Origin of the sequence: Neisseria dentiae (assembly GCF_014055005.1) — a bacterium.
In the GTDB taxonomy this organism is placed as follows: Bacteria; Pseudomonadota; Gammaproteobacteria; order Burkholderiales; family Neisseriaceae; genus Neisseria; species Neisseria dentiae.
The window spans coordinates 54545-74303 of record NZ_CP059570.1 but is presented as its reverse complement, the minus strand read 5'-3'; the positions used below and the strand labels follow the sequence as shown (position 1 = coordinate 74303).

23 protein-coding genes and 1 pseudogene are annotated in these 19759 nt (G+C 50.6%); 13 read left to right on the top strand and 11 right to left on the bottom strand.

The features are described 5' to 3' along the window. Window positions 1-844: 844 nt before the first annotated feature. Both H3L92_RS00385 and H3L92_RS00380 read right to left on the bottom strand, forming a co-directional pair. The gene (locus H3L92_RS00385) at window positions 845-997 is read right to left on the bottom strand and encodes a hypothetical protein (RefSeq protein WP_158088182.1); all 153 of its coding nucleotides are present in this window, start codon (window positions 995-997) and stop codon (window positions 845-847) included. Window positions 998-1038: 41 nt separating this feature from the next. Beyond that, window positions 1039-1164: a class IIb bacteriocin, lactobin A/cerein 7B family gene (locus H3L92_RS00380; protein WP_158088183.1), complete on the bottom strand. Its 126-nt coding sequence runs from the start codon at window positions 1162-1164 to the stop codon at window positions 1039-1041. A 235-nt stretch (window positions 1165-1399) separates the two neighbouring features. On the opposite strand from H3L92_RS00380, the pseudogene H3L92_RS00375 reads away from it, so the two are divergent. After that, window positions 1400-2058: pseudogene (locus H3L92_RS00375) on the top strand (IS1595 family transposase). 469 nt (window positions 2059-2527) lie between these two features. Here H3L92_RS00375 and H3L92_RS00370 read toward each other — a convergent pair. From H3L92_RS00370 to H3L92_RS00335, 9 genes are all read right to left on the bottom strand, one after another. Continuing rightward, entirely contained in the window at window positions 2528-2665 is a 138-nt protein-coding gene (locus H3L92_RS00370; protein ID WP_158088157.1) for a hypothetical protein, read from the bottom strand. A gap of 44 nt (window positions 2666-2709) precedes the next feature. Continuing rightward, window positions 2710-2847 (bottom strand): hypothetical protein, encoded by a 138-nt coding sequence (locus H3L92_RS00365; protein ID WP_158088156.1) that lies wholly within the window; start codon window positions 2845-2847, stop codon window positions 2710-2712. A 140-nt stretch (window positions 2848-2987) separates the two neighbouring features. After that, window positions 2988-3179 carry a hypothetical protein gene (locus H3L92_RS00360; protein WP_085366184.1) on the bottom strand — a complete coding sequence of 64 codons (192 nt, stop codon included), beginning with the start codon at window positions 3177-3179 and terminating at the stop codon, window positions 2988-2990. 91 nt (window positions 3180-3270) lie between these two features. Continuing rightward, entirely contained in the window at window positions 3271-3483 is a 213-nt protein-coding gene (locus H3L92_RS00355) for a hypothetical protein (RefSeq protein ID WP_143824348.1), read from the bottom strand. 801 nt (window positions 3484-4284) lie between these two features. Further along, window positions 4285-4431: a hypothetical protein gene (locus tag H3L92_RS00350; RefSeq protein ID WP_160149163.1), complete on the bottom strand. Its 147-nt coding sequence runs from the start codon at window positions 4429-4431 to the stop codon at window positions 4285-4287. Between the two features lie 61 nt (window positions 4432-4492). Then, entirely contained in the window at window positions 4493-4615 is a 123-nt protein-coding gene (locus H3L92_RS13535) for a bacteriocin (protein WP_085366183.1), read from the bottom strand. A gap of 259 nt (window positions 4616-4874) precedes the next feature. Then, window positions 4875-4976 (bottom strand): bacteriocin, encoded by a 102-nt coding sequence (locus tag H3L92_RS00340; RefSeq protein WP_158088154.1) that lies wholly within the window; start codon window positions 4974-4976, stop codon window positions 4875-4877. 241 nt (window positions 4977-5217) lie between these two features. Further along, window positions 5218-5340 carry a hypothetical protein gene (locus tag H3L92_RS13035; RefSeq protein WP_259345788.1) on the bottom strand — a complete coding sequence of 41 codons (123 nt, stop codon included), beginning with the start codon at window positions 5338-5340 and terminating at the stop codon, window positions 5218-5220. A gap of 199 nt (window positions 5341-5539) precedes the next feature. Then, window positions 5540-5701, bottom strand: coding sequence for a hypothetical protein (locus tag H3L92_RS00335; protein WP_169710490.1), 162 nt, complete (start codon window positions 5699-5701; stop codon window positions 5540-5542). Window positions 5702-6119: 418 nt separating this feature from the next. Here H3L92_RS00335 and H3L92_RS00330 point away from each other — a divergent pair, with 418 nt between their 5' ends. From H3L92_RS00330 to H3L92_RS00275, 12 genes are all read left to right on the top strand, one after another. Then, window positions 6120-7442 carry a TolC family protein gene (locus H3L92_RS00330; protein WP_085366180.1) on the top strand — a complete coding sequence of 441 codons (1323 nt, stop codon included), beginning with the start codon at window positions 6120-6122 and terminating at the stop codon, window positions 7440-7442. Window positions 7443-7619: 177 nt separating this feature from the next. Beyond that, entirely contained in the window at window positions 7620-8084 is a 465-nt protein-coding gene (gene nrdR, locus H3L92_RS00325) for a transcriptional regulator NrdR (RefSeq protein WP_085366179.1), read from the top strand. A 59-nt stretch (window positions 8085-8143) separates the two neighbouring features. Further along, a complete protein-coding gene (locus H3L92_RS00320; protein WP_085366178.1) occupies window positions 8144-8707 on the top strand; it encodes a cytochrome C in 564 nt (187 codons plus the stop codon). A 173-nt stretch (window positions 8708-8880) separates the two neighbouring features. After that, window positions 8881-9975, top strand: coding sequence for a bifunctional diaminohydroxyphosphoribosylaminopyrimidine deaminase/5-amino-6-(5-phosphoribosylamino)uracil reductase RibD (ribD, locus tag H3L92_RS00315; RefSeq protein ID WP_085366189.1), 1095 nt, complete (start codon window positions 8881-8883; stop codon window positions 9973-9975). A gap of 391 nt (window positions 9976-10366) precedes the next feature. Beyond that, window positions 10367-11671: a nucleotide sugar dehydrogenase gene (locus tag H3L92_RS00310; protein ID WP_085366177.1), complete on the top strand. Its 1305-nt coding sequence runs from the start codon at window positions 10367-10369 to the stop codon at window positions 11669-11671. A gap of 64 nt (window positions 11672-11735) precedes the next feature. After that, a complete protein-coding gene (locus H3L92_RS00305; protein WP_085366176.1) occupies window positions 11736-12788 on the top strand; it encodes a Gfo/Idh/MocA family protein in 1053 nt (350 codons plus the stop codon). A 15-nt stretch (window positions 12789-12803) separates the two neighbouring features. Next, entirely contained in the window at window positions 12804-13844 is a 1041-nt protein-coding gene (locus H3L92_RS00300; protein WP_085366175.1) for a glycerol-3-phosphate dehydrogenase/oxidase, read from the top strand. Next, on the top strand, window positions 13841-14422 hold the full coding sequence (locus tag H3L92_RS00295; RefSeq protein ID WP_085366174.1) for an acyltransferase: 582 nt from the start codon (window positions 13841-13843) through the stop codon (window positions 14420-14422). The genes H3L92_RS00300 and H3L92_RS00295 overlap by 4 nt, the downstream gene beginning before the upstream one ends. A gap of 32 nt (window positions 14423-14454) precedes the next feature. Further along, window positions 14455-15534, top strand: coding sequence for a DegT/DnrJ/EryC1/StrS family aminotransferase (locus H3L92_RS00290; RefSeq protein ID WP_085366173.1), 1080 nt, complete (start codon window positions 14455-14457; stop codon window positions 15532-15534). 282 nt (window positions 15535-15816) lie between these two features. After that, the gene (locus tag H3L92_RS00285) at window positions 15817-17235 is read left to right on the top strand and encodes a lipopolysaccharide biosynthesis protein (protein ID WP_085366172.1); all 1419 of its coding nucleotides are present in this window, start codon (window positions 15817-15819) and stop codon (window positions 17233-17235) included. A gap of 49 nt (window positions 17236-17284) precedes the next feature. Further along, window positions 17285-18457, top strand: coding sequence for a glycosyltransferase (locus H3L92_RS00280; RefSeq protein WP_085366171.1), 1173 nt, complete (start codon window positions 17285-17287; stop codon window positions 18455-18457). 11 nt (window positions 18458-18468) lie between these two features. After that, window positions 18469-19758, top strand: a complete 1290-nt coding sequence (locus tag H3L92_RS00275) for an O-antigen ligase family protein (protein ID WP_085366170.1) — start codon at window positions 18469-18471, stop codon at window positions 19756-19758. The last annotated feature ends 1 nt before the right edge of the window (window position 19759 follow it).

Genomic DNA, 19759 nt, shown 5'->3' with positions numbered 1-19759 from the left:
TAGCATGCACAGTACACTTGCTACCATAATCAGCTATCTTCAGATTTACCAAATATTTTCACGAATAAAATAAAAATAACAGATGCAAACAAAACCATTAATAACAATCTAGAAATTTCATATTCCAAAGTGAAATAGGAAAAAACAAAAAAACAATGAAATATATAAAAAACTGAAACAATATACGACCACTATAGACTTTCATATCAACACCAATTAAATATTACAATTAATTGATAACATAATTGAAGCCGAGATTTTTCTCCAACTATGTTATCAATACCACTTATTAAATTACCACCACCCGGTAGCTAAATAAGTTGCAGCCCCCCAAGTGCACCAACCCCTGCGCCGCCTAAAGCGCCAGGAACTGCGCCAGCACCACCGGCACCGGCAAAACCTCCAGCTACAGCACCACTTGCCGTACTTCTTGCAAATTCTTTCCAACTCCAAGCACCTCCGGCAATCAAATCCAACTCGGCAGCAGTCAATTCGCGAACACCCAATTCATAGCTAACACTGTCATTTACGACTCCTTAATAAAAATAGTTAAAAGGAAAGAGAAACATCCCTTATCAGGCGTTCTCGTTATGTTTTAGGGTACAACCCAAATTTTGTTCCGGCAAACCGGTTTATTTTTTGAAAAGAAAAATTAAATTTTATCTACCCTGTAAGGATATGAATATGTTTTAATACATTTGATTTGATATTTTCATATGTTTTTTAATTACCCAAAATTAAAAACAAAGCCGTCTGAAAAGTTTTTCAGACGGCCTGAAAATTATAACACCGCACGTACGGTTACGCCGCCTTAAGCGGATAACCGTACGTACGTCGAAAACAGTTAACTACCGAAATATCCAATAGTATAACCGATAGCATAAGCTGGGCTAAGAGCAAATAATATCTTGTTCGGGTTGAATTTTCCGCCGCCAGCAACTTGTTCCAAATCATGCAACTCTAATTCGCGCATATTTGCAGTAATTTTAGCATTCATAAGATTTCCTTTCAATTTTTCAAATTTAACCAAAGTACCGTTTAGCTTCTTTTATCTGACCTTCCATCATTGAAACCCAAAGTTACTACACCAACAACAACACCCGCCAAAAATTTTACCCAGCCGCCAGAAACCTGTTCCAACTCATTGTTTTTCAGCTCTTGCATAATCATTGCTCCTATATAAAGTTAAGTTTAAATAAGCTCTCAAATAACTCTAAGAGAGTATTTATTTGAGGTTATACTTCAAAATTTGTTCCATTTTTCTTTGTGATTTTTTTTAAAGTTTTATTTATTTTTATCTACCCAAATTTCAAATTAAATTAAATATTTCAAATAGTTAACATTTAAACATAATAAAATAGACTCTAGACTAGCAGAATAGCTCTGTTAGACTAGAAAAATGAAATATAACACCAAGTTAAGTGACTATCAGCTCAAAAAATCATCAAGCATTTTTGTGTCGATATAGAAGCCTCAAAAACCGCTTTGCTGACAGGCTTCAACCGCAATACCATCAACTACTGGTATAGCATTTTCAGGCACGAAATATACCGCTACCAAAGCGAGCAAAAAGACCCGTTATACGGCAGCATAGAGGTTAATGAAAGCTATTTTGGTGCCAAACGGCAGAGCGGTTTCCATGGCAAGTTAAAGTGTGGCAGAGGAACGCTTTAACAACCCGTCTTTGGTATTTTCGAAAGAGACGGCAGAGTTTATACCGAAATCGTTTCTGATTGTAAAAAGCAAACACTTCAATCTGTTATATTGGGAAAGGTCTCTCTGGAGAGCGTTATTTATTCTGATAGCTGGCGCGGTTATGGCGGCTTGGTCGATGTCGGCTACTCTAAACATTTGCGCGTCAATCACGGACAAAATGAGTTTGCAGATGGTACCAGGCACATCAATGGTATTGAAAGCTTCTGGAGTTTTACCAAACGAAGGCTCGCCAAATTCAACGGCGTAACCAAAAACTTTGATTTGCACCTGAAGGAAGGCGAATGGCGATGGAACCGAAACTCTGATGAACTGAGTCACGAACTTTGGGGGCTTTTAAAGTAAATTTATATAAAGCTGCTAGTCTAGAGCCTTTAATAATATGGATTTATATCCGGTTATAAATATATAGGCCATCTGAAAAGGTTTTCAGACGGCCTTAATAATCAAAACCTGAACAATGCGTGTGTGAATATTACACACTTACACCCTTAGGGTGTATAGAAGCAGCGTCTTATACAAACTGCATTTGCTATCAACCGGCAACAATCCCTATCTATGCTTTAGGAAGCATACGCCCATACCGATTGAGATTCCGCCATCTTTGTAGTTCCTTCAACAAATTATTTAGCAAATTACCGCCACCCACCTGTTTTAGCTCATATAATTTCAATTCTTTCATAGTTATACTCCTTCTTTGATAAGGTAGAAAACTGCCTCTCCAAACAATCATTATGTTGTCGGCAAAACCGAAAATAATACGGTTTATGCGTTTATCCATTTTTAGCTTAACCAGTTCAGCTCCTAATATCTTTTACCAAGAACCACCGCCGCCGCCACCAAATCCACCCCCCGGCTCAAATCCGCTCCTCGGCTTTTTCCTGCCAAACAACCAATCGAAAATATTACCGCCTGCTATATTTTTTAACTCATACAAGTTCAACTCTTTCATATAAATACCTCTCTTTATTTTCAACAATATTTAATGATGTTTAATTAAGAATTAATATCGAGAATGCTTAACGCCAAAGTAGTGATATTGCTGCCGCCGGTAGGTGTGGAAAATTTTACCTTGCCGCTCAGCAAATCCTGTATCTGCTTTCCGGTTTGGCCGGCTTCTGTGTCTTTTACCAAGAACCGATGCTGCCGCCACCAAGCCCTCTTTGGGGTTTCTTTTTGCCAAACAACCAGTCAAAAATATTACCGCCTGCTACGTTTTCAAGCTCGTTTCTATTCAACTCTTTCATGATTCCTGATCCTTTCAAAATAAACCATCAATACCGCGAATGCTTAAATGCCAAAGTTGTGATATTGCTGCCGCCGGTGGGTGTGGAAAGTTTTACTTTACCGCTCAGCAAATCCTGCCTGTTCGGGCTGTCGACCACATTGCCGTCGGCGGTATTGCGGAAAAACACCACACCGCCGCCCGATATGTAACATTCTTCGGATTTTTTCAATTCCTTCATTATCAAATTCCTTCCCATCTGCTTGAATATGAAGCCGCCTGCATCTAAATAACATAGAGTTTTTTCAAACGGCCTCTAAATTTATCAATCCCTACATCAATTCCGGCTTAGGAATCGGTTCTGGCAAAGGAATACCCGGCCCCGGGAGGATACGCGGTTTTTTAATAATAATAATCGGCAGCTTCTCCAACCAATCTAATAATGATGGTGGATAAGATGGGGAAACCAATCCGCCTGTAACCTGACTGGCTTCATTTCGGGTAAGCTCTTGCATCATAAACTCCTTTTTAAATATTAAATTCATATTGCCAAACACGGTTAAACAAATTATGCTTTAAAGTCGCCAAGGCCAACGTATTCTCGGAAGGCGGATAAGCGGGGTAACACATCCGCCAGTAGCAATGCCTCCTACCACCTGTTGAAACTCTTGGTTACTCAATTCTTTCATGGCCAAAAAAATCCTTTCTCTTTAAATCATACTGTACCGACATTCAAAACCTTGAACTGCCTCCTGCTCCCGAGAAAGAACCCCTAAACACCGTATCTATTTTTTTGGTAATCCAATTGCCGCCGGACACCTTCTCCAGCGCTTCTTTGCCGATTTCTTTCACTGTAAACACTCCTAGAAAACCCAAACAAAACTATTTCATATAACGCCAAATCTTTTTCCACCAGTTGGGCGTAAAAAATGACCGCCCGCCTGCTACATTTTTTAATTCATGCTGATTCAGTTGTTTCATCGTAAATACACCTTCAGAAGATATATGAAATAGAAACCGTTATTAACGTTTCGGCAATTATTTTTTATCGGCGGGGCTCTTCCGTTTCAAAGCCCTTTACCGCTTCAGATAAAAGACTTATCTCCATTTAAGGGCTCCGCCCTTTACATCATTAATTTATAAAAGCGTAGCGGGATTAACACCTCGGAACCCACGTTCTATATATTCCCGCATCAGTTTATTCCACTCATCCGGGTGTAAGTCCCAATAAGAATGTACAACTCCTCCAAAGACTCTATGTAATCCATGTTGATCCAATTGTTTCATCATAAACTCCTTTTATTAAATTAAATTTAAAGTACCATTACCGATTAAACTCTTTAAGTTTAAAACAACCGCCTTTTAAAGGGATTACTACTTTCATTCCCAGCTAGATATTCCTTCATCAACTTATCCCACATAGTCGGGCAACCAAAATCTACAACTCCTCCAGAGACTTTATTTAATCCATGTTGATCCAATTGTTTCATCATAAACTCCTTTTATTTAATTAAATTCAAATTAAAGTACCATTACCAACTAAACTCTTTAAGTTTAAAACAACGGAACATTAGTAGGGAGCTTGGGCAACCACGGCCAAGGCCAAGGGGGCGTGCAACCACCATTAACAATACCACCAGTTACCTGTTGAAGCTCTTTTTTGCTTAGTGTTTTCATAATCAAAACCTCCTTAAAATCTAAAAATAGAACTGTTTTGTACTTTTCAAAATATGCATTCCGGCTGGCTATATCTCAGCCTTCTCCTATTTTTTATTACAATTCTTAAAGAATCCACCATTTGGGAGGAGGCAAACGCCAAAACATTCCGCCCGATACTTGCTTCATTTCATGTTGTTTCAATTGTTTCATAAACATACCTCTTCATATAATTTAAAGATAAAAACTAGACAGAAAACTCAAGAAAAACTTCATTCAATCATTTTCCACCTAAAATTTTCTTCGCCAACCAAAGCGCCAGCCACGGACGTACTAGACCACCAACTACATTTTTCAATTCACATTGATTCAACTCTTTCATAGCGTTCTCCATTTAATAAAACTTAAATCAAAATCGATTAAATTTTGAAAATTCGGGATTCAATTTAAAATCCCTACCTCTCAAGGAGCCTCAAAATCCAAACAGAATAAAATCAAACCATTCAAGCAACCGACACATCAAGCCGACCGCCTGCTCTAGTTTTCACTTTCTCGAAAGCCTCCTAACAAATTCCTTCGAAAAACTAAGAACGAGACAAAAACTCAAGAAAAGCTTCATTCACTCATTTTTTACCCCAAATTCTCTCCACCAACCAAAGTGCCGGCAACACCGGACCTGTTGGGACTGACCATATTCTTGTACCACCGGCTACATCTTTTAATTCATATTGATTCAACTCTTTCATAGTGTTCTCCATTTAATAAAACTTAAATTAACATCGGTATTAAATTCTGAAAATTTGAGATTCAATTTACCCCCCAAGGGGCCTCAAATCCGAACAGAATAAAACCAAACCATTCAGGCAACCGGCATATCAAGCCAACCGCCTGCTCCAGTTTTTCACTGCCTCGAAAGACTCCTAGCGGATTCCTTCGAGAAACAACTTAGTTGTTTTTAGCGGCATCAATGCCATTGGAAAAACCTTTGCCCACTTCTTTCCAAAAATCCTTCCAGTCTTTGCGGAATTCTTTCCAGTCTTTGCTTAAGTCATCTAGATTGTAACCGCCGGCTACTTGCTCCATTTCATATTGGTTCAGTTTTTTCATAACCATCTCCTAAAAACATTGAAATCAAAAAACAGGTAACCCATTATCGGGTTCCATGGTCTGTGTGAGGACCGTTTTTGAATTTTGTTCGTTTAATTTTGTTTAGTTTTCGTAAAAAAGAATCAATTAATTCATATGTTAATAAAATAAGGAAGACTTGCCGAACACTATGAATAACAACAACTTCTTTTCGAAAATACAGCATGCCGAGAGTTACGACATGCGAGCAACCCCATATAAATGTAAATACATAACTCTAAAAATTATTCTTTTCAGAATCATATTACCCGCACCCTTCAAACGGAATAATAAAACTGTCGGTTTTATTATTCCGTTTAAATTAATTGCAAAAAAATTAAACTAATCCGGAAGGAACTACTCTAATATATCTGTCCATATTTCATTATCATTATTCTCTATGCTGAAATTGAAAACCCTGCCATTGTTTTTCTTGTTTGCTTTTATCACGCCCGCAGCCAACGGTTTTACCCTGCTGGATGCATGGCGGGCCGCTTTGGATTATTCCGCCGATTTTTCCGCTGCCAAACACGAGCGCAATGCGGAATCTGAAAAGAAAAATCAGGCGCGGGCGGAACTGCTGCCTCAGGTTAGTGTCGGCGCCAGCTATCAAAGGCAACCCTATTCTCTTTCGTCCACAACCAAAAGCTACGGCTGGAACGTGCAAGCCACGCAGGTTTTGTTCGATAGAACGCGCTTTGCCCAATACAAGCAGGGCAAGATTGCTGCCGAAATGGCAGATTCACGCTTAGACGGCAAGGAAGACCAATTGAGAATGGATGTGGCGAAAGCCTATTTCGATATTTTGCTGAATAAAGACAAACTCGCGGCCATCACTGATGAAAAAAACGCTTATGCCCGCCAGCTTGAGCGGGCGCAGGAAATGTTTAAACAAGGTGCAGCCACCATTTTGGATACCCATGAGGCCAAATCAGGATACGATGCGGCTCTGGCAAAAGAAATCGATACCATGACCCAATTGCAAGTGGCTGAAAACACTTTGGCCAATCTCACCGGCTTGGATCCCAGCCAAATCAGCCCGGTGAAAAACGATAAGGCTTTATTCGATTTGATCGGCGAAACGCAAGAGCAGGAATGGCAGGCTTTGGCCGAACTGCACAATCCAGAATGGCAGTTGCAGCGCAAAACGCTGGAGGATGCAACCCAAGCGTTAAAGGCTGCCAAAGGCAGCCGCCTGCCCACACTAACTGTTAACGGTGGTTATCAAGACAACTACAACACTTACCGCACCCAAGATTATTTCGGCAACAGTTTTGATACGGACTATCGCAGCAAAGGCGGCATGCTTAATGTACAACTGAGCGTGCCGCTATTTAGCGGCGGTAAAATTTCCAGCCAAATCCGCGAAGCCGCCTCACGGGAAATGCAGAATAAAGACCTGCTCACCGCCACCGAGCGGAAAGTGCAACTGGCAGTAAGGCAGGCTTATCAAACCACCCGCAGCAGTAAAATCCAAACGCTTGCCCAACAGCGCCTTTTGGAAACCAACCGCGCCAAACTGGAAGCCACCCAACTGGGACGGCAGGTAGGAGTTCGTAATAATTTGGAAGAAACCCAAGCACAGCAGGAAAAAGCTGATGCAGAACAGAAACTTGCCGAAGCCAAATACACCTATATCCAGGCTTATTTGCAATTGCTGCAAAACGCCGGAGTGTTGGGGGACGAAGAGAAAATAAGCAAAGTAGGCACAATGCTGTTTTAAATTTAAAAGTTATAATCTTAACTATTACCCATCTTTTCCATTGATTTTCAGGCAGCCTCATGAATATAAATACAACTCTTGTCTTTTACCTGCAAAACCGAAAAAACCTTACAAACTATGCGGCAAGCGCACCTTTACGCTACAATTCCCCCAACAGCCACCCGCCGTGCAACGCTTATGAAATGCCCTTTCTGCCACAACCCCAACACCCAAGTTACCGATTCGCGGCTTTTGGAAGAAACCAACAGCATCCGCCGCCGCCGCTGCCCCGCCTGCGGGCAGCGTTTCGGCACGTTTGAAACGGTGGAAATGCGTATGCCGCAGATTATCAAAAGCACCGGCAGCCGCGTGGCGTTCAACCCCCACAAACTGCGCACCAGCCTGGAGCGCGCGCTGCACAAACGCCCGATAGACGCGGAAACCATAGACGACACCGTTGCGCTTATCGAACAGCGTTTATACGGGCTGGGGCATAAAGAAGTGTCGTCGCAGCTTGTGGGCGAAATGGCGATGGAAGAGCTGGCGAAAATCGACCAAGTGGCTTATGTGCGCTTCGCTTCGGTGTATAAGAGTTTCAACGATGTGTCGGAATTCACCCAAGCCATCGCCACTCTGCCCCAAGACAGCGAAGGCAAGCATTAAGCGTTTAAGTTTGATATACTGAAAACCGTTTTTTCACAACACATACGGAACCTGATTTGATGAAACCCTATGCTTTTGTTTTGGTTGCCGCCGCCGTTTTAGGTTTGGGCGCATGCAGCCAGAAAGTCGAAACTTCCGTGCCTGCCGACAGCGCGCAGGCATCCGCAGCCTCCGATGCCGCATCCGCCGTGCAAACCCTCACCGGCAGCGACGGCAAAATCAGCATCGTGATCCAGGGCAGCAATTTTGCCGATGCTTCGGGCGGCGAGCTGCCCGCAGGCGTAACCGCGGGCGAACTCACGCTGCTGCAACGCGACGACACCCGCGACATCACCCTGTATGTTGCCAATCTCGGCGCGCCCAAAACCGATGCCAAAACCTATTTCGCCAACCTGAAAGCCGCGCTTGGTGCCGACAAATCGCTGAGCGACGTGCAAACCGGTGCCGCCACCGACACGCGCATGAACTACCGCTTCGCCCAAAACGGCGCAGACAACGCGCTGCTGCGCGAAAACTGCATCGCCATTTACGAAACCGGCCTGTATAACGTGTGCGCCTCGAGCAGCACCGCCAGCCAGGAAGAATTGGCGGCTGTTTTGAAAGAAGTGAATTTAGCGAAATAACGCCGTCAGGCCGTCTGAAAACCGGAAACGCAGCGATGGCCGGTCAATATCGCAATGCGGCAACGTGCAATAGTGCCGCTGCGGAAAGTTGATCCGGCAATATGTGCGGCCGGTTTTCAGACGGCCTGAAACCTTTACAGCAGACACAAAACCCCAACCGAGGCCGTCTGAAAATGTTTGACGCAAACGATACGCAAATGATGCACACCGCCCTTGCCCTCGCCAGACAAGGGCGTTTTTCCACTTCGCCCAATCCGCGCGTAGGCTGCGTGGTGGCGCACGGCGCGCAGATTGTGGGGCAGGGTTTCCATGTGCGGGCGGGCGAACCCCATGCGGAAGTGCATGCCCTGCGCCAGGCCGGAAACATGGCGCGCGGCGCCACCGCCTATGTTACGCTGGAGCCTTGCAGCCACTACGGCCGCACCCCGCCCTGTGCCGAAGCGCTGATTCGGGCGGGCGTATCGCGCGTGGTCGCGGCCATGTCCGACCCCAATCCGCAGGTGGCGGGCAAAGGCTTGGCGATGCTGCGCGAAGCGGGCATACAGGTGGATTGCGGCCTGCTCGAAACCGAAGCGCGCGCCTTAAACCGAGGCTTTCTCTCGCGTATCGAACGCGGCCGCCCCTTCGTGCGTTTGAAATGCGCCGCCAGCCTCGATGGCAAAACGGCGCTTTCAGACGGCCGCAGCCAATGGATTACCGGCCCCGAAGCGCGCGCCGACGTGCAGATGCTGCGCGCCGAAAGCTGTGCCGTAATCACCGGCGTCGGTACGGTGCTGGCCGACAATCCGCAACTGAACGTGCGCGCCTTTCCAACCCTGCGCCAGCCCGCCCGCGTGATTCTCGACAGCCGCCTGCAAACCCCGCTCTCCAGCCGCGTGGTGCAGGACGGCGGCAGCCCCACGCTCATCGCCACTTTAAACAATTGCCATCAATCTTTGCAAAAATACACAAACCATCAGCATTTGCAAATTTTAAGGCCGTCTGAAAGCAACCGGCGCATAAACTTGCACAATCTACTGGCTTTACTGGCAGAAAAAGGCTACGGCGAAGTGATGGTGGAAGCCGGCGCCGTATTGGCGGGTGCATTCATCGAAGCCGGCCTGGTTGATGAAATCGTGCTCTACCAAGCGCCGAAAATTTTAGGCGGAAACGGCAAGGGTTTGTTTTCTTTAGAAGAAAACCCGAAATCGCTTACCGAGCCGCCGCTTTGGCAAACTGTGTCGGTAACGCCGCTGGGCAACGACATCAAATGGGTTTTGCAAAAATAACTTGTTTTATTGTAAATATTTTGAAATATCACACAAGCGTTACTTTCACTGCCGTCAAGATGCAAATTTTTGTAAACCGAATCCGCGCCTTTACAATACGAAACCGCCCGCCGCCAAGCCGGGCGGTTTCGGCTTTTTCAGACATTTTATTCTTTTGTAATATCCATTCAAATACTTATCGGCAAACATCAGCCCGCTCCGCACGATTTCTTAAAAAAGCCGCCGCTCTCTTTTGTTTGTCATATATTAACAAGAGCGGCTATCATTTGTGTTGTTGTGTAAACTTCCCGTCATACGCCTGTTTCGATGAAACCGACACCTCCGAAAACAGTCTGATTATGTGAATCTGCATCTTAGAATTTCTTTTTTCTTATCACACGAGAATACCTTCATGAAAAATACCACCATTCAAAAATTCGCCGACAAATCAGCCAAAATCGGCATTGTCGGCCTGGGTTACGTCGGCCTGCCGCTGATGCTGCGCTATGTGGACATCGGCTATCAGGTGTTGGGTTTCGACATCGACGAAGAAAAAGTGCGCAAACTCAACAACGGCGAAAGCTATATCGAGCACATTCCCGCCGACAAAATCGCCGCCGCCAAAAACAGCCTGTTTGAAGCCACCACCGATTTCTCGCGCATCGGCGAAGTGGAAGCGGTGATTCTGTGCGTGCCCACCCCGCTCAACAAATACCGCGAGCCGGATATGAGCTTCGTTATCGACACCACCGACGCCGTGAAACCTTATCTGCGCGCTGGCCAAGTGTTGTCGCTGGAATCCACCACCTATCCCGGCACCACCGAAGAAGAACTGCTGCCGCGCGTGGAAGAAGGCGGCCTGAAAGTGGGCGAGAACGTATTCTTGGTGTATTCGCCCGAGCGCGAAGACCCGGGCAACCCCGATTTTGAAACCCGCACCATTCCGAAAGTTATCGGCGGCCACACCCCCGCCTGTTTGGAAGTGGGCATTGCGCTTTACCAGCCGGCCATCGACAAAGTGGTGCCGGTAAGCTCCACCAAAGCGGCCGAGCTGACCAAGCTGTTGGAAAACATCCACCGCGCCGTCAACATCGGCCTGGTAAACGAGATGAAAATCGTGGCCGACAAAATGGACATCGACATCCACGAGGTGATTTCCGCCGCCGCCACCAAACCGTTCGGCTTCGTGGCCTACTATCCCGGCCCCGGCCTGGGCGGCCACTGCATTCCCATCGACCCTTTCTATTTGACTTGGAAGGCGCGCGAATATGGTGTGAACACCCGCTTTATCGAGCTGGCGGGCGAAGTGAACTCGGCCATGCCCGAATATGTGGTCAACAAAACCGCGCTGGCGCTCAACGACCACAACCGCTCCATCAAAGGCAGCAAAATTTTGGTTTTGGGCATCGCCTATAAGAAAAACGTGGACGATATGCGCGAAAGCCCATCGGTCGAAGTGATGGAACTCTTGCGCGATTTGGGCGCGGAAGTGTCTTACAGCGACCCGCACGTGCCCGTGTTCCCGAAAATGCGCGAACACAAATTCGACCTGAAGAGCGAGCCGTTAACGGCCGAAAACGTGGCGAAGTTCGACTGTGTGGTGCTGGCCACCGACCACGACAAATTCGACTACGACCTGCTCAAACAGCACGCCAAACTGATTATCGACACCCGCGGCAAATACCAGGGCAAAGCCGATAACGTAGTGAAAGCATAAAGTTAAAGGGAGGCCGTCTGAAAAGACTGTGTTTTTCAGACGGCCTCTATCATAGGATTCAAACATGTACGAAACCATTCAAAACCGAAAAATCAAATTTGCGCTGGTCGGCTGCGGCCGCATTTCCAACAACCATTTCGGCTCGTTCGAAACCCTGAAAGACGATTGCGAAGTGGTGGCCGTGTGCGACACCAACCCCGAAAACCTGCAAAAAGCCGTAGAGCGCACCGGCGCCAAAGGCTACGCCTCCTACACCGAAATGCTGGCCGCCACCGACGCCGACATCATCGTGCTCACCACCCCCTCGGGCCAACACCCCGAGCAGGCCGTTGAGGCCGTTGAAGCCGGTTTCCACGTGGTTACCGAAAAGCCGATGGCAACCCGCCTGCACGACGGCGAGCGCATGGTGAAAGCGGCCGACAAAGCAGGCAAACGCCTGTTTGTGGTGAAGCAAAACCGCCTGAACGCCACCCTGCAAATGCTCAAACGCGCCGTAGAAGAAAAACGCTTCGGCAAAATCTGCATGGTGCACCTCAACGTTTTCTGGACACGCCCGCAGGAATATTACGACCAAGGCGGCGGCTGGCGCGGCACTTGGGAATTCGACGGCGGCGCGTTTATGAACCAGGCCAGCCACTACGTCGACCTGATGGAATGGCTCATCGGCCCGGTGCAGGATGTTCAGGCCATGGTTTCCACTCACCGCGACATCGAAACCGAAGACACCGGCGTGGTCAACATCCGCTGGCGCAACGGCGCGCTCGGCTCGATGGCCGTAACCATGTGCACCTACCCGAAAAACCTCGAAGGCTCGATTACCATTTTGGGCGAAACCGGCACCGTGCGCATCGGCGGCGTGGCGGTCAACGAAATTCAGGAATGGAACTTCGCCGACAGCCGCGACTACGACGAGCAGGTGAAAACCGCCAACTACGAAACCACTTCGGTTTACGGCTTCGGCCACCCGCTCTACTACAAAAACGTGATCGACGTGATGCGCGGCACCGCCCAGCCGATTACCGACGGCCGCGAAGGCCTCAAATCGCTGGAGCTGCTGATTGCCGCCTACCTTTCCGCGCGCGACAACAAAACCGTGTCGCTGCCGCTGGTTTACTGATAAGGCCGTCTGAAAATGAAAATCGCAGTAGCGGGCGCAGGCATCATCGGCGCATGCACCGCTTGGGCGGCGGCCAAACAAGGCCATGCCGTTACCCTGTTCGAGCAGGACAGCGTGATGGCGCACACCAGCCAATCGTCGTCGAAGCTGCTGCACGGCGGCCTGCGCTATCTCGAAACGGGGCAGTTTGCCTTGGTGAAAAAAGCCCTGCACGCCCGCCGCTTCTGGCTGGCGCAAGCCCCGCACCTGTGCCGCCCGCTGGAATTGCTGTTTCCCGTTTACGAAGGGCGCGGCCGCCCGAAATGGCAGATCGGCATCGGCACCAAACTGTATGACTTTCTGGCCGCAGGCAGCGGCTTTCCGCGCAGCCGCTGGCTAAGCAAAGCCGAAACGCTCGAGCGCAGCCCCGCCCTGCTTTCAGACGGCCTCAAAGGCGCATTCTCGTTCTACGACGCACAAATGGACGATTTCGCACTGGGCCGCTGGGTGGTGGATCAATGCCGCAGTTTGGGCGTAAACGTGGAAGAGCGGCATAAAATCGAAACCCTGGCCGAACTCGACGGTTTCGATCGCATCGCCAACGCCACCGGCCCGTGGGCGATGGCGCTGCGCCGGCAGCAGGGCGGAGAACCCGCCTACACCATCGACTGGGTGCGCGGCAGCCACATCTTTATCGACCGCGAACAAAAACAGGCGCTGATGCTGCCGATTCCGCAAGAAAAACGGATTTTCTTCGTGCTGCCCTACCAAGGCAAAACCCTGATCGGCACCACCGAAATCCGCCAAAACCACCCCGAAGCGGAAAGGCCGTCTGAAACCGAAACCGATTACCTTTTGGCCGCCTACAACGCCTACCACAGCGAAAAACTCACGGCGGCGGATGTGAGCGGCAGCTTTTCGGGCGTGCGCCCCCTGCTCAAAAGCGCCGCCAACCCGAGCGACGCCACCCGCGAATGGGCGTTCGAGCGCATAGGCAACGTGCTGCACATCTACGGCGGTAAATGGACGACGGCGCAGCTTCAGGGCGAAGCGGCCTTACAGGAGTTATTGAAATGAGCAACTACACCGTACACCCCAGCGCCATCGTTGACGAAGGCGCGAAAATCGGCGCCGGCAGCCGCATCTGGCATTTCGTGCACATCTGCGGCGGCGCCGAAATCGGCGAAAACTGCTCGTTCGGGCAAAACGTGTTTGTGGGCAACCGCGTGAAAATCGGCGACAACTGCAAAATCCAAAACAACGTTTCCGTTTACGACAACGTTTATCTCGAAGAAGGCGTGTTCTGCGGCCCCAGCATGGTGTTCACCAATGTGTACAACCCGCGCTCCTTAATCGAGCGCAAAAGCGAATACCGCGACACGCTGGTGAAAAAAGGCGCCACGCTGGGCGCCAACTGCACCATCGTTTGCGGCATCACCATCGGCCGTTTCGCCTTCGTGGGTGCGGGCGCGGTGGTAAACAAAGACGTGCCCGACTACGCCCTGATGGTCGGCGTGCCCGCCCGCCAGATCGGCTGGATGAGCGAATACGGCGAGCAGCTCGACCTGCCCGTGAGCGGCAACGGCAGCGCCGTCTGCTCCCACACAGGCGCCGTTTATACGCTTTCAGACGGCCGCTTGAGCAAATCAGAATAATATTCCAATCAAATACGCGAAGGACAAACACCATGCAGTTTATCGACCTCGCCGCGCAACAGGCGCGCATCAAACCGCAAATTGATGCCAACATCCAAAAAGTGCTCGCCCACGGTGCCTATATTCTCGGCCCCGAAGTGGCCGAGCTTGAAGAACAGTTGAAAGCCTACTGCGGCGCGCAATACTGCATCAGCGTGGCCAACGGCACCGATGCGCTGCAAATCGCGCTGATGGCCTTGGGCGTGGGCGCGGGCGACGAAGTGATCACCCCCGGTTTCACCTACATCGCCACCGCCGAAACCGTGGCGCTGTTGGGCGCCAAGCCGGTGTATGTGGATGTGATCGAATCCACCTACAACATCGACCCCGCCAAGCTCGAAGCTGCGATTACGCCGCGTACCAAAGCCATTATCCCCGTTTCGCTTTACGGCCAATGCGCCGACTTCGATGCCATCAACGAAATCGCCGCCAAACACAACCTGCCCGTGATTGAAGATGCCGCGCAAAGTTTCGGCGCCACCTACAAAGGCCGCAAATCCTGCAACCTCACCACCATCGCCTGCACCAGCTTCTTCCCCAGCAAACCGCTGGGCTGCTACGGCGACGGCGGCGCGGTGTTTACCAACGACGAAGAGCTGGCAACCGTTATCCGCCAGATTGCCCGCCACGGCCAAGACCGCCGCTACCACCATATCCGCGTGGGCGTAAACAGCCGTCTCGACACCTTGCAGGCCGCGATTCTGCTGCCCAAACTGGCCATACTCGAAGAAGAAATGCAGCTGCGCCAGCAGGTAGCCGCCTGGTATGCCGCCGCCCTTGCCGAGGCCGGCATCGCCGCCCCGTTTGTTGAGGCGCACAACCGCAGCGCCTACGCGCAATACACCGTGCGCGTGAAAAACCGCGACGCGGTGCAGGCCAAGCTGAAAGAAGCAGGCATTCCCACCGCCGTGCACTATCCGATTCCGCTCAACAAACAGCCCGCAGTGGCCAGCGATGCCGTGCTGCCCGTGGGCGACAAAGTTGCCGAAGAAGTGATGAGCCTGCCCATGCACCCGTATCTGACCGAAGCGCAGGTGCGGCAGGTGGCCGAAGCGCTCAAAGCCGCCGTTTGATGGGTTTCAGACGGCCTATAAAAATAGGCAGGCGCTTTCGGAACGCACGCGTTGTGATGTTCCGAAGGCCGTCTGAAAAACTTTTGCAGCAAAACAAAATTAAACAAAATTAAAACGAAACAAGGCGACGAAGCCGCAGACACTACAAATAGTGCGGAACCGATTCTGTTGCCGCTTCAGCGGCTTACCAAATCGTTCTCTTCGAGCCGGGCGAGGCAATGCTGTATCGTTTTTATTTTGTTTCACCTGAGAAGCGTTGCCCGACTACGCTTCTGTTATTTTATGAATGCACGAAAATTATTGGGCTACGCGCTCGGCCCCGTAGGCAGCGCCGCCATCGGAATCGTTTCCCTGCCGCTGATTTCTTGGTATTACCCTGCCGAAGACATCGGCCGTATCGTGCTGCTGCAAACCGTGTCGGCACTCACCCTCACGCTGGCCGGTTTGGGTTTGGACCAGTCGTATATCCGCGAATACCACGCCGCCGAAAACAAAGCCGCCCTGTTTAAAGCCGTGATTGTGCCGCCGCTGCTGCTGACCCTGCTGTTTTGCGGCGGCGTGGCGGTATGGCGGCTGTCGTGGCCGTCTGAAGCGGTGCTCGAAATCAGCAGCAGCGTTTTGGGTTTGCTGTGTTTGGTGTTTTTTACCAGCTCGGTGCTGTCGCGCTATTTCGCGCTGATTCTGCGCATGCAGGAAAAAGCCTTCGCCTTTTCCATCAGCCAGCTCACGCCGAAAGTGCTGATTTTGGTGTTTGTGCTGGTTTATGTGGCCGCCGCCCTGCCCACCGACACCCTGACGCTGGTGCTGGCCTATGCGTTGTCGCAGGCGGTAACGGTGGGCATTTTGGCCCTGCAAACGCGCCGCGAGCTGAAAGCCGCCGCTGCCGCACCGCTGTCGGCTCCGCTGCTGAAAGAAAGCCTGCGCTACGGCGTGCCGCTGGCTTTGGGCGGGCTGGCCTATTGGGGCTTTACCTCGATAGACCGTTTTCTGCTGAAAGAGCTGGCGGGGCTGTCGGAGCTGGGCGTGTATTCGATGGCGGTGAGTTTCGGCGCGATTGCGCTGATTTTCCAGAATATTTTTTCGGTTATCTGGGCACCGATGGTGTTCAGATGGGTGAAAGAAAACACCAACTTGGATAAAATCGGCGGTATCACCGAATCGATGACCGGCCTGATCGCCGCACTCATCTGCATTGTGGGGATTTTTTCGCCGCTGGTTACTTGGATACTGCCCGAAAAATATGCGCCGGTGCAGTTTATCCTGCTCTCGAGCATGCTGTTTCCGCTGCTCTACACCTTAACCGAAGTAACCGGCATCGGCATCAACGTGAGCAAAAAAACCTGGCTGATTACGGTGTTTTCGATAACCGCCCTGCTGGTGAACGCCGCGCTTTTATATGTTTTGGTGCCCGCCTTGGGCGCGAAAGGTGCGGCCATGTCCACCGCCGTGGCTTTCTGGGTGTTTTCGGTGTTGAAAAGCGAGGCTTCGGCCCGCTTGTGGCTGCCGCTGCCGCGCGCCAAACTCTACGGCACCACCTTTGCCTGCCTGGCGGTATGCCTGGTTTACACTTATTTCGGCAACAGCGGCAATTATTATATTTTCGCCCTGTTCTGGCTGGCCGCATTGGCCGCGCTGTATCGGAAACACCGCGCCGCCATCGGCGCTTTAACGGCGAAAGCGAAAGGCCGTCTGAAAAGATAAGCCGCACCCGAAAACCTAACGGACTTTAATAATAACAAGGCAATACATTATGCACGTTTTAATCATTCCCTCTTGGTATCCTTCCGGCCCCGGCGATATCAACGGTATTTTCTTCCAGCAGCAGGCGCAGGCCTTGCAGCGCGCCGGCGTGCAGGTGGGCGTGATCGCCCCCGTTTTCCGCTCGATGCGCGGTGAGCCAAAGTCGATTTTCACCGGCGGCTACGGCGTGCGCAGCTTTGTTGAAGCGCACATCCCCACCTATCTTTATAAAAGCATGTATTTCTTTCCGCGCACCGCCATCGACCGCAGCCGCTGGCTGAAGGCGGGCTGGAAACTCTTCCGCCGCTATGTGCGCGAACACGGCCGCCCCGACATCATCCACGCCCACAGCATGAACTACGGCGGCATTCTAGCGCACGAAATCCACAGCGAAACCGGCATTCCCTATGTGCTCACCGAACACAGCTCCACTTATGCGCGCAAACTGGTGCGCGACTGGCAGCGCGACGCCATGATGCGTTCGGCAAAACAATGCGCCGCCCGCATCGCCGTGAGCCGCGATTTCTGCCGCCTGCTCGAAAGCGAATACGACGGGCTGGATTGGCAGTATATCCCCAACATCCTGCCGGCCAAATTCGCCGAGCCTTTCGATGCGGCAAACAAACCGCAGAACGACGGTTTTACGTTTTGCTCGGTTGCCCACCTCAACTACAACAAAGGCTACGACATTCTGCTGCCCGCCTTTGCCGAAGCGCTGAAAAAGCACCCCGGCCTCAAGCTGAAAATCGGCGGCACCGGCCTGGCCGATGCGCAACTGCACGAACTGACCCGCAAACTCGGCATCGGAAATTCGGTTACGTTTTTGGGCAAACTGCAAAACGAAGAAGTGCTGGCCCTGATGCGCCAAAGCGATGCTTTCGTGCTGGCCAGCCGCCACGAAACCTTCGGCGTGGTCTTCATTGAAGCCTTGTCGCAGGGGCTGCCCGTTATCGCCACCCGCTGCGGCGGGCCGAACTCTACCGTTACCCCCGAAAACGGCCTGCTGGTGCCCACCGAAAACATCGGTGCGCTGGCCGGCGCGCTGGTGGAACTGTATGAAAACCGCGGCCGCTACGATGCCGCCGTGCTGCGCGAAAACTGTTTGAACGAATACGGCGAACAAAGTGTAATCGGGCAAATCAAAGCGCAATACCGCGCCGTGCTTAATACTGCGCACAACTAACGGGGCAGGCGATGAAAGTTAAAAACATCCATCTGTATATGCTGCTGGTTTACGGCATGCTGGGCGCCTATATGGTCGGCCCGGCGATGTCGTATTTTCTCGGCATCCAACGTATCGACAACCTTTTAACCATTCTGTTTATCCTCTGCACGGTGCTTGCCGTCCTGCTCGAAAACAAACGCTTTCCTTCGGGCATCGCCGTGCTGCTTGCGGGCTTGGCCGTGATGGCGGGCTGGAGCGCGCTGCATTTGGTGATTTCGCCGATTACCGGCTCCCAGTTTGTCGATTTGATGTTTTTCCTCTCGCTGCCGTGTTTTTTCTACCTGCTCTACCAAATCGTTGCGCACTCGCCCAACCCGCTGGGCTTTATCCAGCGGCTGATTCTGTTTTTTGCGGCGTTTATCTGTATTCCGCCTTTTTTCGAAATCGGCGCAGGCATTCAGTTTGTTACCGCTATCGAAGAGCTGGCGCTGGAAGCGGGTGCGGTGAAAGGGTTGTTTTTCAACCCCAACAACCTCGCCACCACCGCCGTGTGCCTCACGCCCGCCGTGTTGGTGTTTTTCACGCAGCTGGGCCGCAACCGCAAAGAGGTGCTGGTCGGCTGGGGCTTGTTTGCGCTGCTCGGCCTGGTGATTTTCGCCAGTGTGTCGCGCACCGCCATCGCCTGTTATTTTCTGGTTGCCCTGTTAACGCTGCTCTACCGTAAAAACGGCTTGGCCACCGTGTTTTCCATCGTGCTGCTTTACCTGCTGGTGGCCATGATTCCGCAATATGCGGTGCAGGATTTTCTGCTCTCGTTAAACAGCAACGAATTTTTAGAGCGTTTTTCCACCCGCATTTATCTCTTTTTATACGATTTCGGCAGCGACAATTCAGTTTCTTCGCGCCAGGAAATCTACAACCACTTTTGGAACAATATTCCCGCCCTGTTCACCGGCTACGGCCCGAAAAACTTCGGCGAATTTTTCGGCGGCCACATCGGCAGCAGTTTGGGGTTTGAAAACCCGCACAGTTTCGTTATCGAGCTTTATCTGGGCTTCGGCATCGTGTCGCTGCTGGGTTTCCTGCTTTATGTGGCAGGCTACACCACCCTGTTTGCAGCGGCGGGCGGCATCAGCGGCAAGGTGCGTATGTTTGCCCTAACCGGCATGGCCGTGTTTTTAATCGGCGGGTTTATTCCTTCGTCTATTCTGCGGCTGCCTTTTATCTGGCTGCCCTGCTTTCTGCTGGCCGTTTATTTCTTCGGACGCAGGCCGTCTGAAAACGTTTACTCTGCTGAAACTTATAATAAAAGGTATTGAT

Bases quoted from the DNA above. Each gene is read 5' to 3' on its own strand.
- H3L92_RS00385 (WP_158088182.1), bottom strand. From the start codon at position 997: ATGAATGCTAAAATTACTGCAAATATGCGCGAATTAGAGTTGCATGAT.
- H3L92_RS00380 (WP_158088183.1), bottom strand. From the start codon at position 1,164: ATGCAAGAGCTGAAAAACAATGAGTTGGAACAGGTTTCTGGCGGCTGG.
- H3L92_RS00370 (WP_158088157.1), bottom strand. From the start codon at position 2,665: ATGAAAGAGTTGAACTTGTATGAGTTAAAAAATATAGCAGGCGGTAAT.
- H3L92_RS00360 (WP_085366184.1), bottom strand. From the start codon at position 3,179: ATGAAGGAATTGAAAAAATCCGAAGAATGTTACATATCGGGCGGCGGT.
- H3L92_RS00355 (WP_143824348.1), bottom strand. From the start codon at position 3,483: ATGAATTTAATATTTAAAAAGGAGTTTATGATGCAAGAGCTTACCCGA.
- H3L92_RS00350 (WP_160149163.1), bottom strand. From the start codon at position 4,431: ATGATGAAACAATTGGATCAACATGGATTAAATAAAGTCTCTGGAGGA.
- H3L92_RS13535 (WP_085366183.1), bottom strand. From the start codon at position 4,615: ATGAAAACACTAAGCAAAAAAGAGCTTCAACAGGTAACTGGTGGTATT.
- H3L92_RS00340 (WP_158088154.1), bottom strand. From the start codon at position 4,976: ATGAAAGAGTTGAATCAATGTGAATTGAAAAATGTAGTTGGTGGTCTA.
- H3L92_RS13035 (WP_259345788.1), bottom strand. From the start codon at position 5,340: ATGAAAGAGTTGAATCAATATGAATTAAAAGATGTAGCCGGTGGTACA.
- H3L92_RS00335 (WP_169710490.1), bottom strand. From the start codon at position 5,701: ATGAAAAAACTGAACCAATATGAAATGGAGCAAGTAGCCGGCGGTTAC.
- H3L92_RS00330 (WP_085366180.1), top strand. From the start codon at position 6,120: ATGCTGAAATTGAAAACCCTGCCATTGTTTTTCTTGTTTGCTTTTATC.
- nrdR (WP_085366179.1), top strand. From the start codon at position 7,620: ATGAAATGCCCTTTCTGCCACAACCCCAACACCCAAGTTACCGATTCG.
- H3L92_RS00320 (WP_085366178.1), top strand. From the start codon at position 8,144: ATGAAACCCTATGCTTTTGTTTTGGTTGCCGCCGCCGTTTTAGGTTTG.
- ribD (WP_085366189.1), top strand. From the start codon at position 8,881: ATGTTTGACGCAAACGATACGCAAATGATGCACACCGCCCTTGCCCTC.
- H3L92_RS00310 (WP_085366177.1), top strand. From the start codon at position 10,367: ATGAAAAATACCACCATTCAAAAATTCGCCGACAAATCAGCCAAAATC.
- H3L92_RS00305 (WP_085366176.1), top strand. From the start codon at position 11,736: ATGTACGAAACCATTCAAAACCGAAAAATCAAATTTGCGCTGGTCGGC.
- H3L92_RS00300 (WP_085366175.1), top strand. From the start codon at position 12,804: ATGAAAATCGCAGTAGCGGGCGCAGGCATCATCGGCGCATGCACCGCT.
- H3L92_RS00295 (WP_085366174.1), top strand. From the start codon at position 13,841: ATGAGCAACTACACCGTACACCCCAGCGCCATCGTTGACGAAGGCGCG.
- H3L92_RS00290 (WP_085366173.1), top strand. From the start codon at position 14,455: ATGCAGTTTATCGACCTCGCCGCGCAACAGGCGCGCATCAAACCGCAA.
- H3L92_RS00285 (WP_085366172.1), top strand. From the start codon at position 15,817: ATGAATGCACGAAAATTATTGGGCTACGCGCTCGGCCCCGTAGGCAGC.
- H3L92_RS00280 (WP_085366171.1), top strand. From the start codon at position 17,285: ATGCACGTTTTAATCATTCCCTCTTGGTATCCTTCCGGCCCCGGCGAT.
- H3L92_RS00275 (WP_085366170.1), top strand. From the start codon at position 18,469: ATGAAAGTTAAAAACATCCATCTGTATATGCTGCTGGTTTACGGCATG.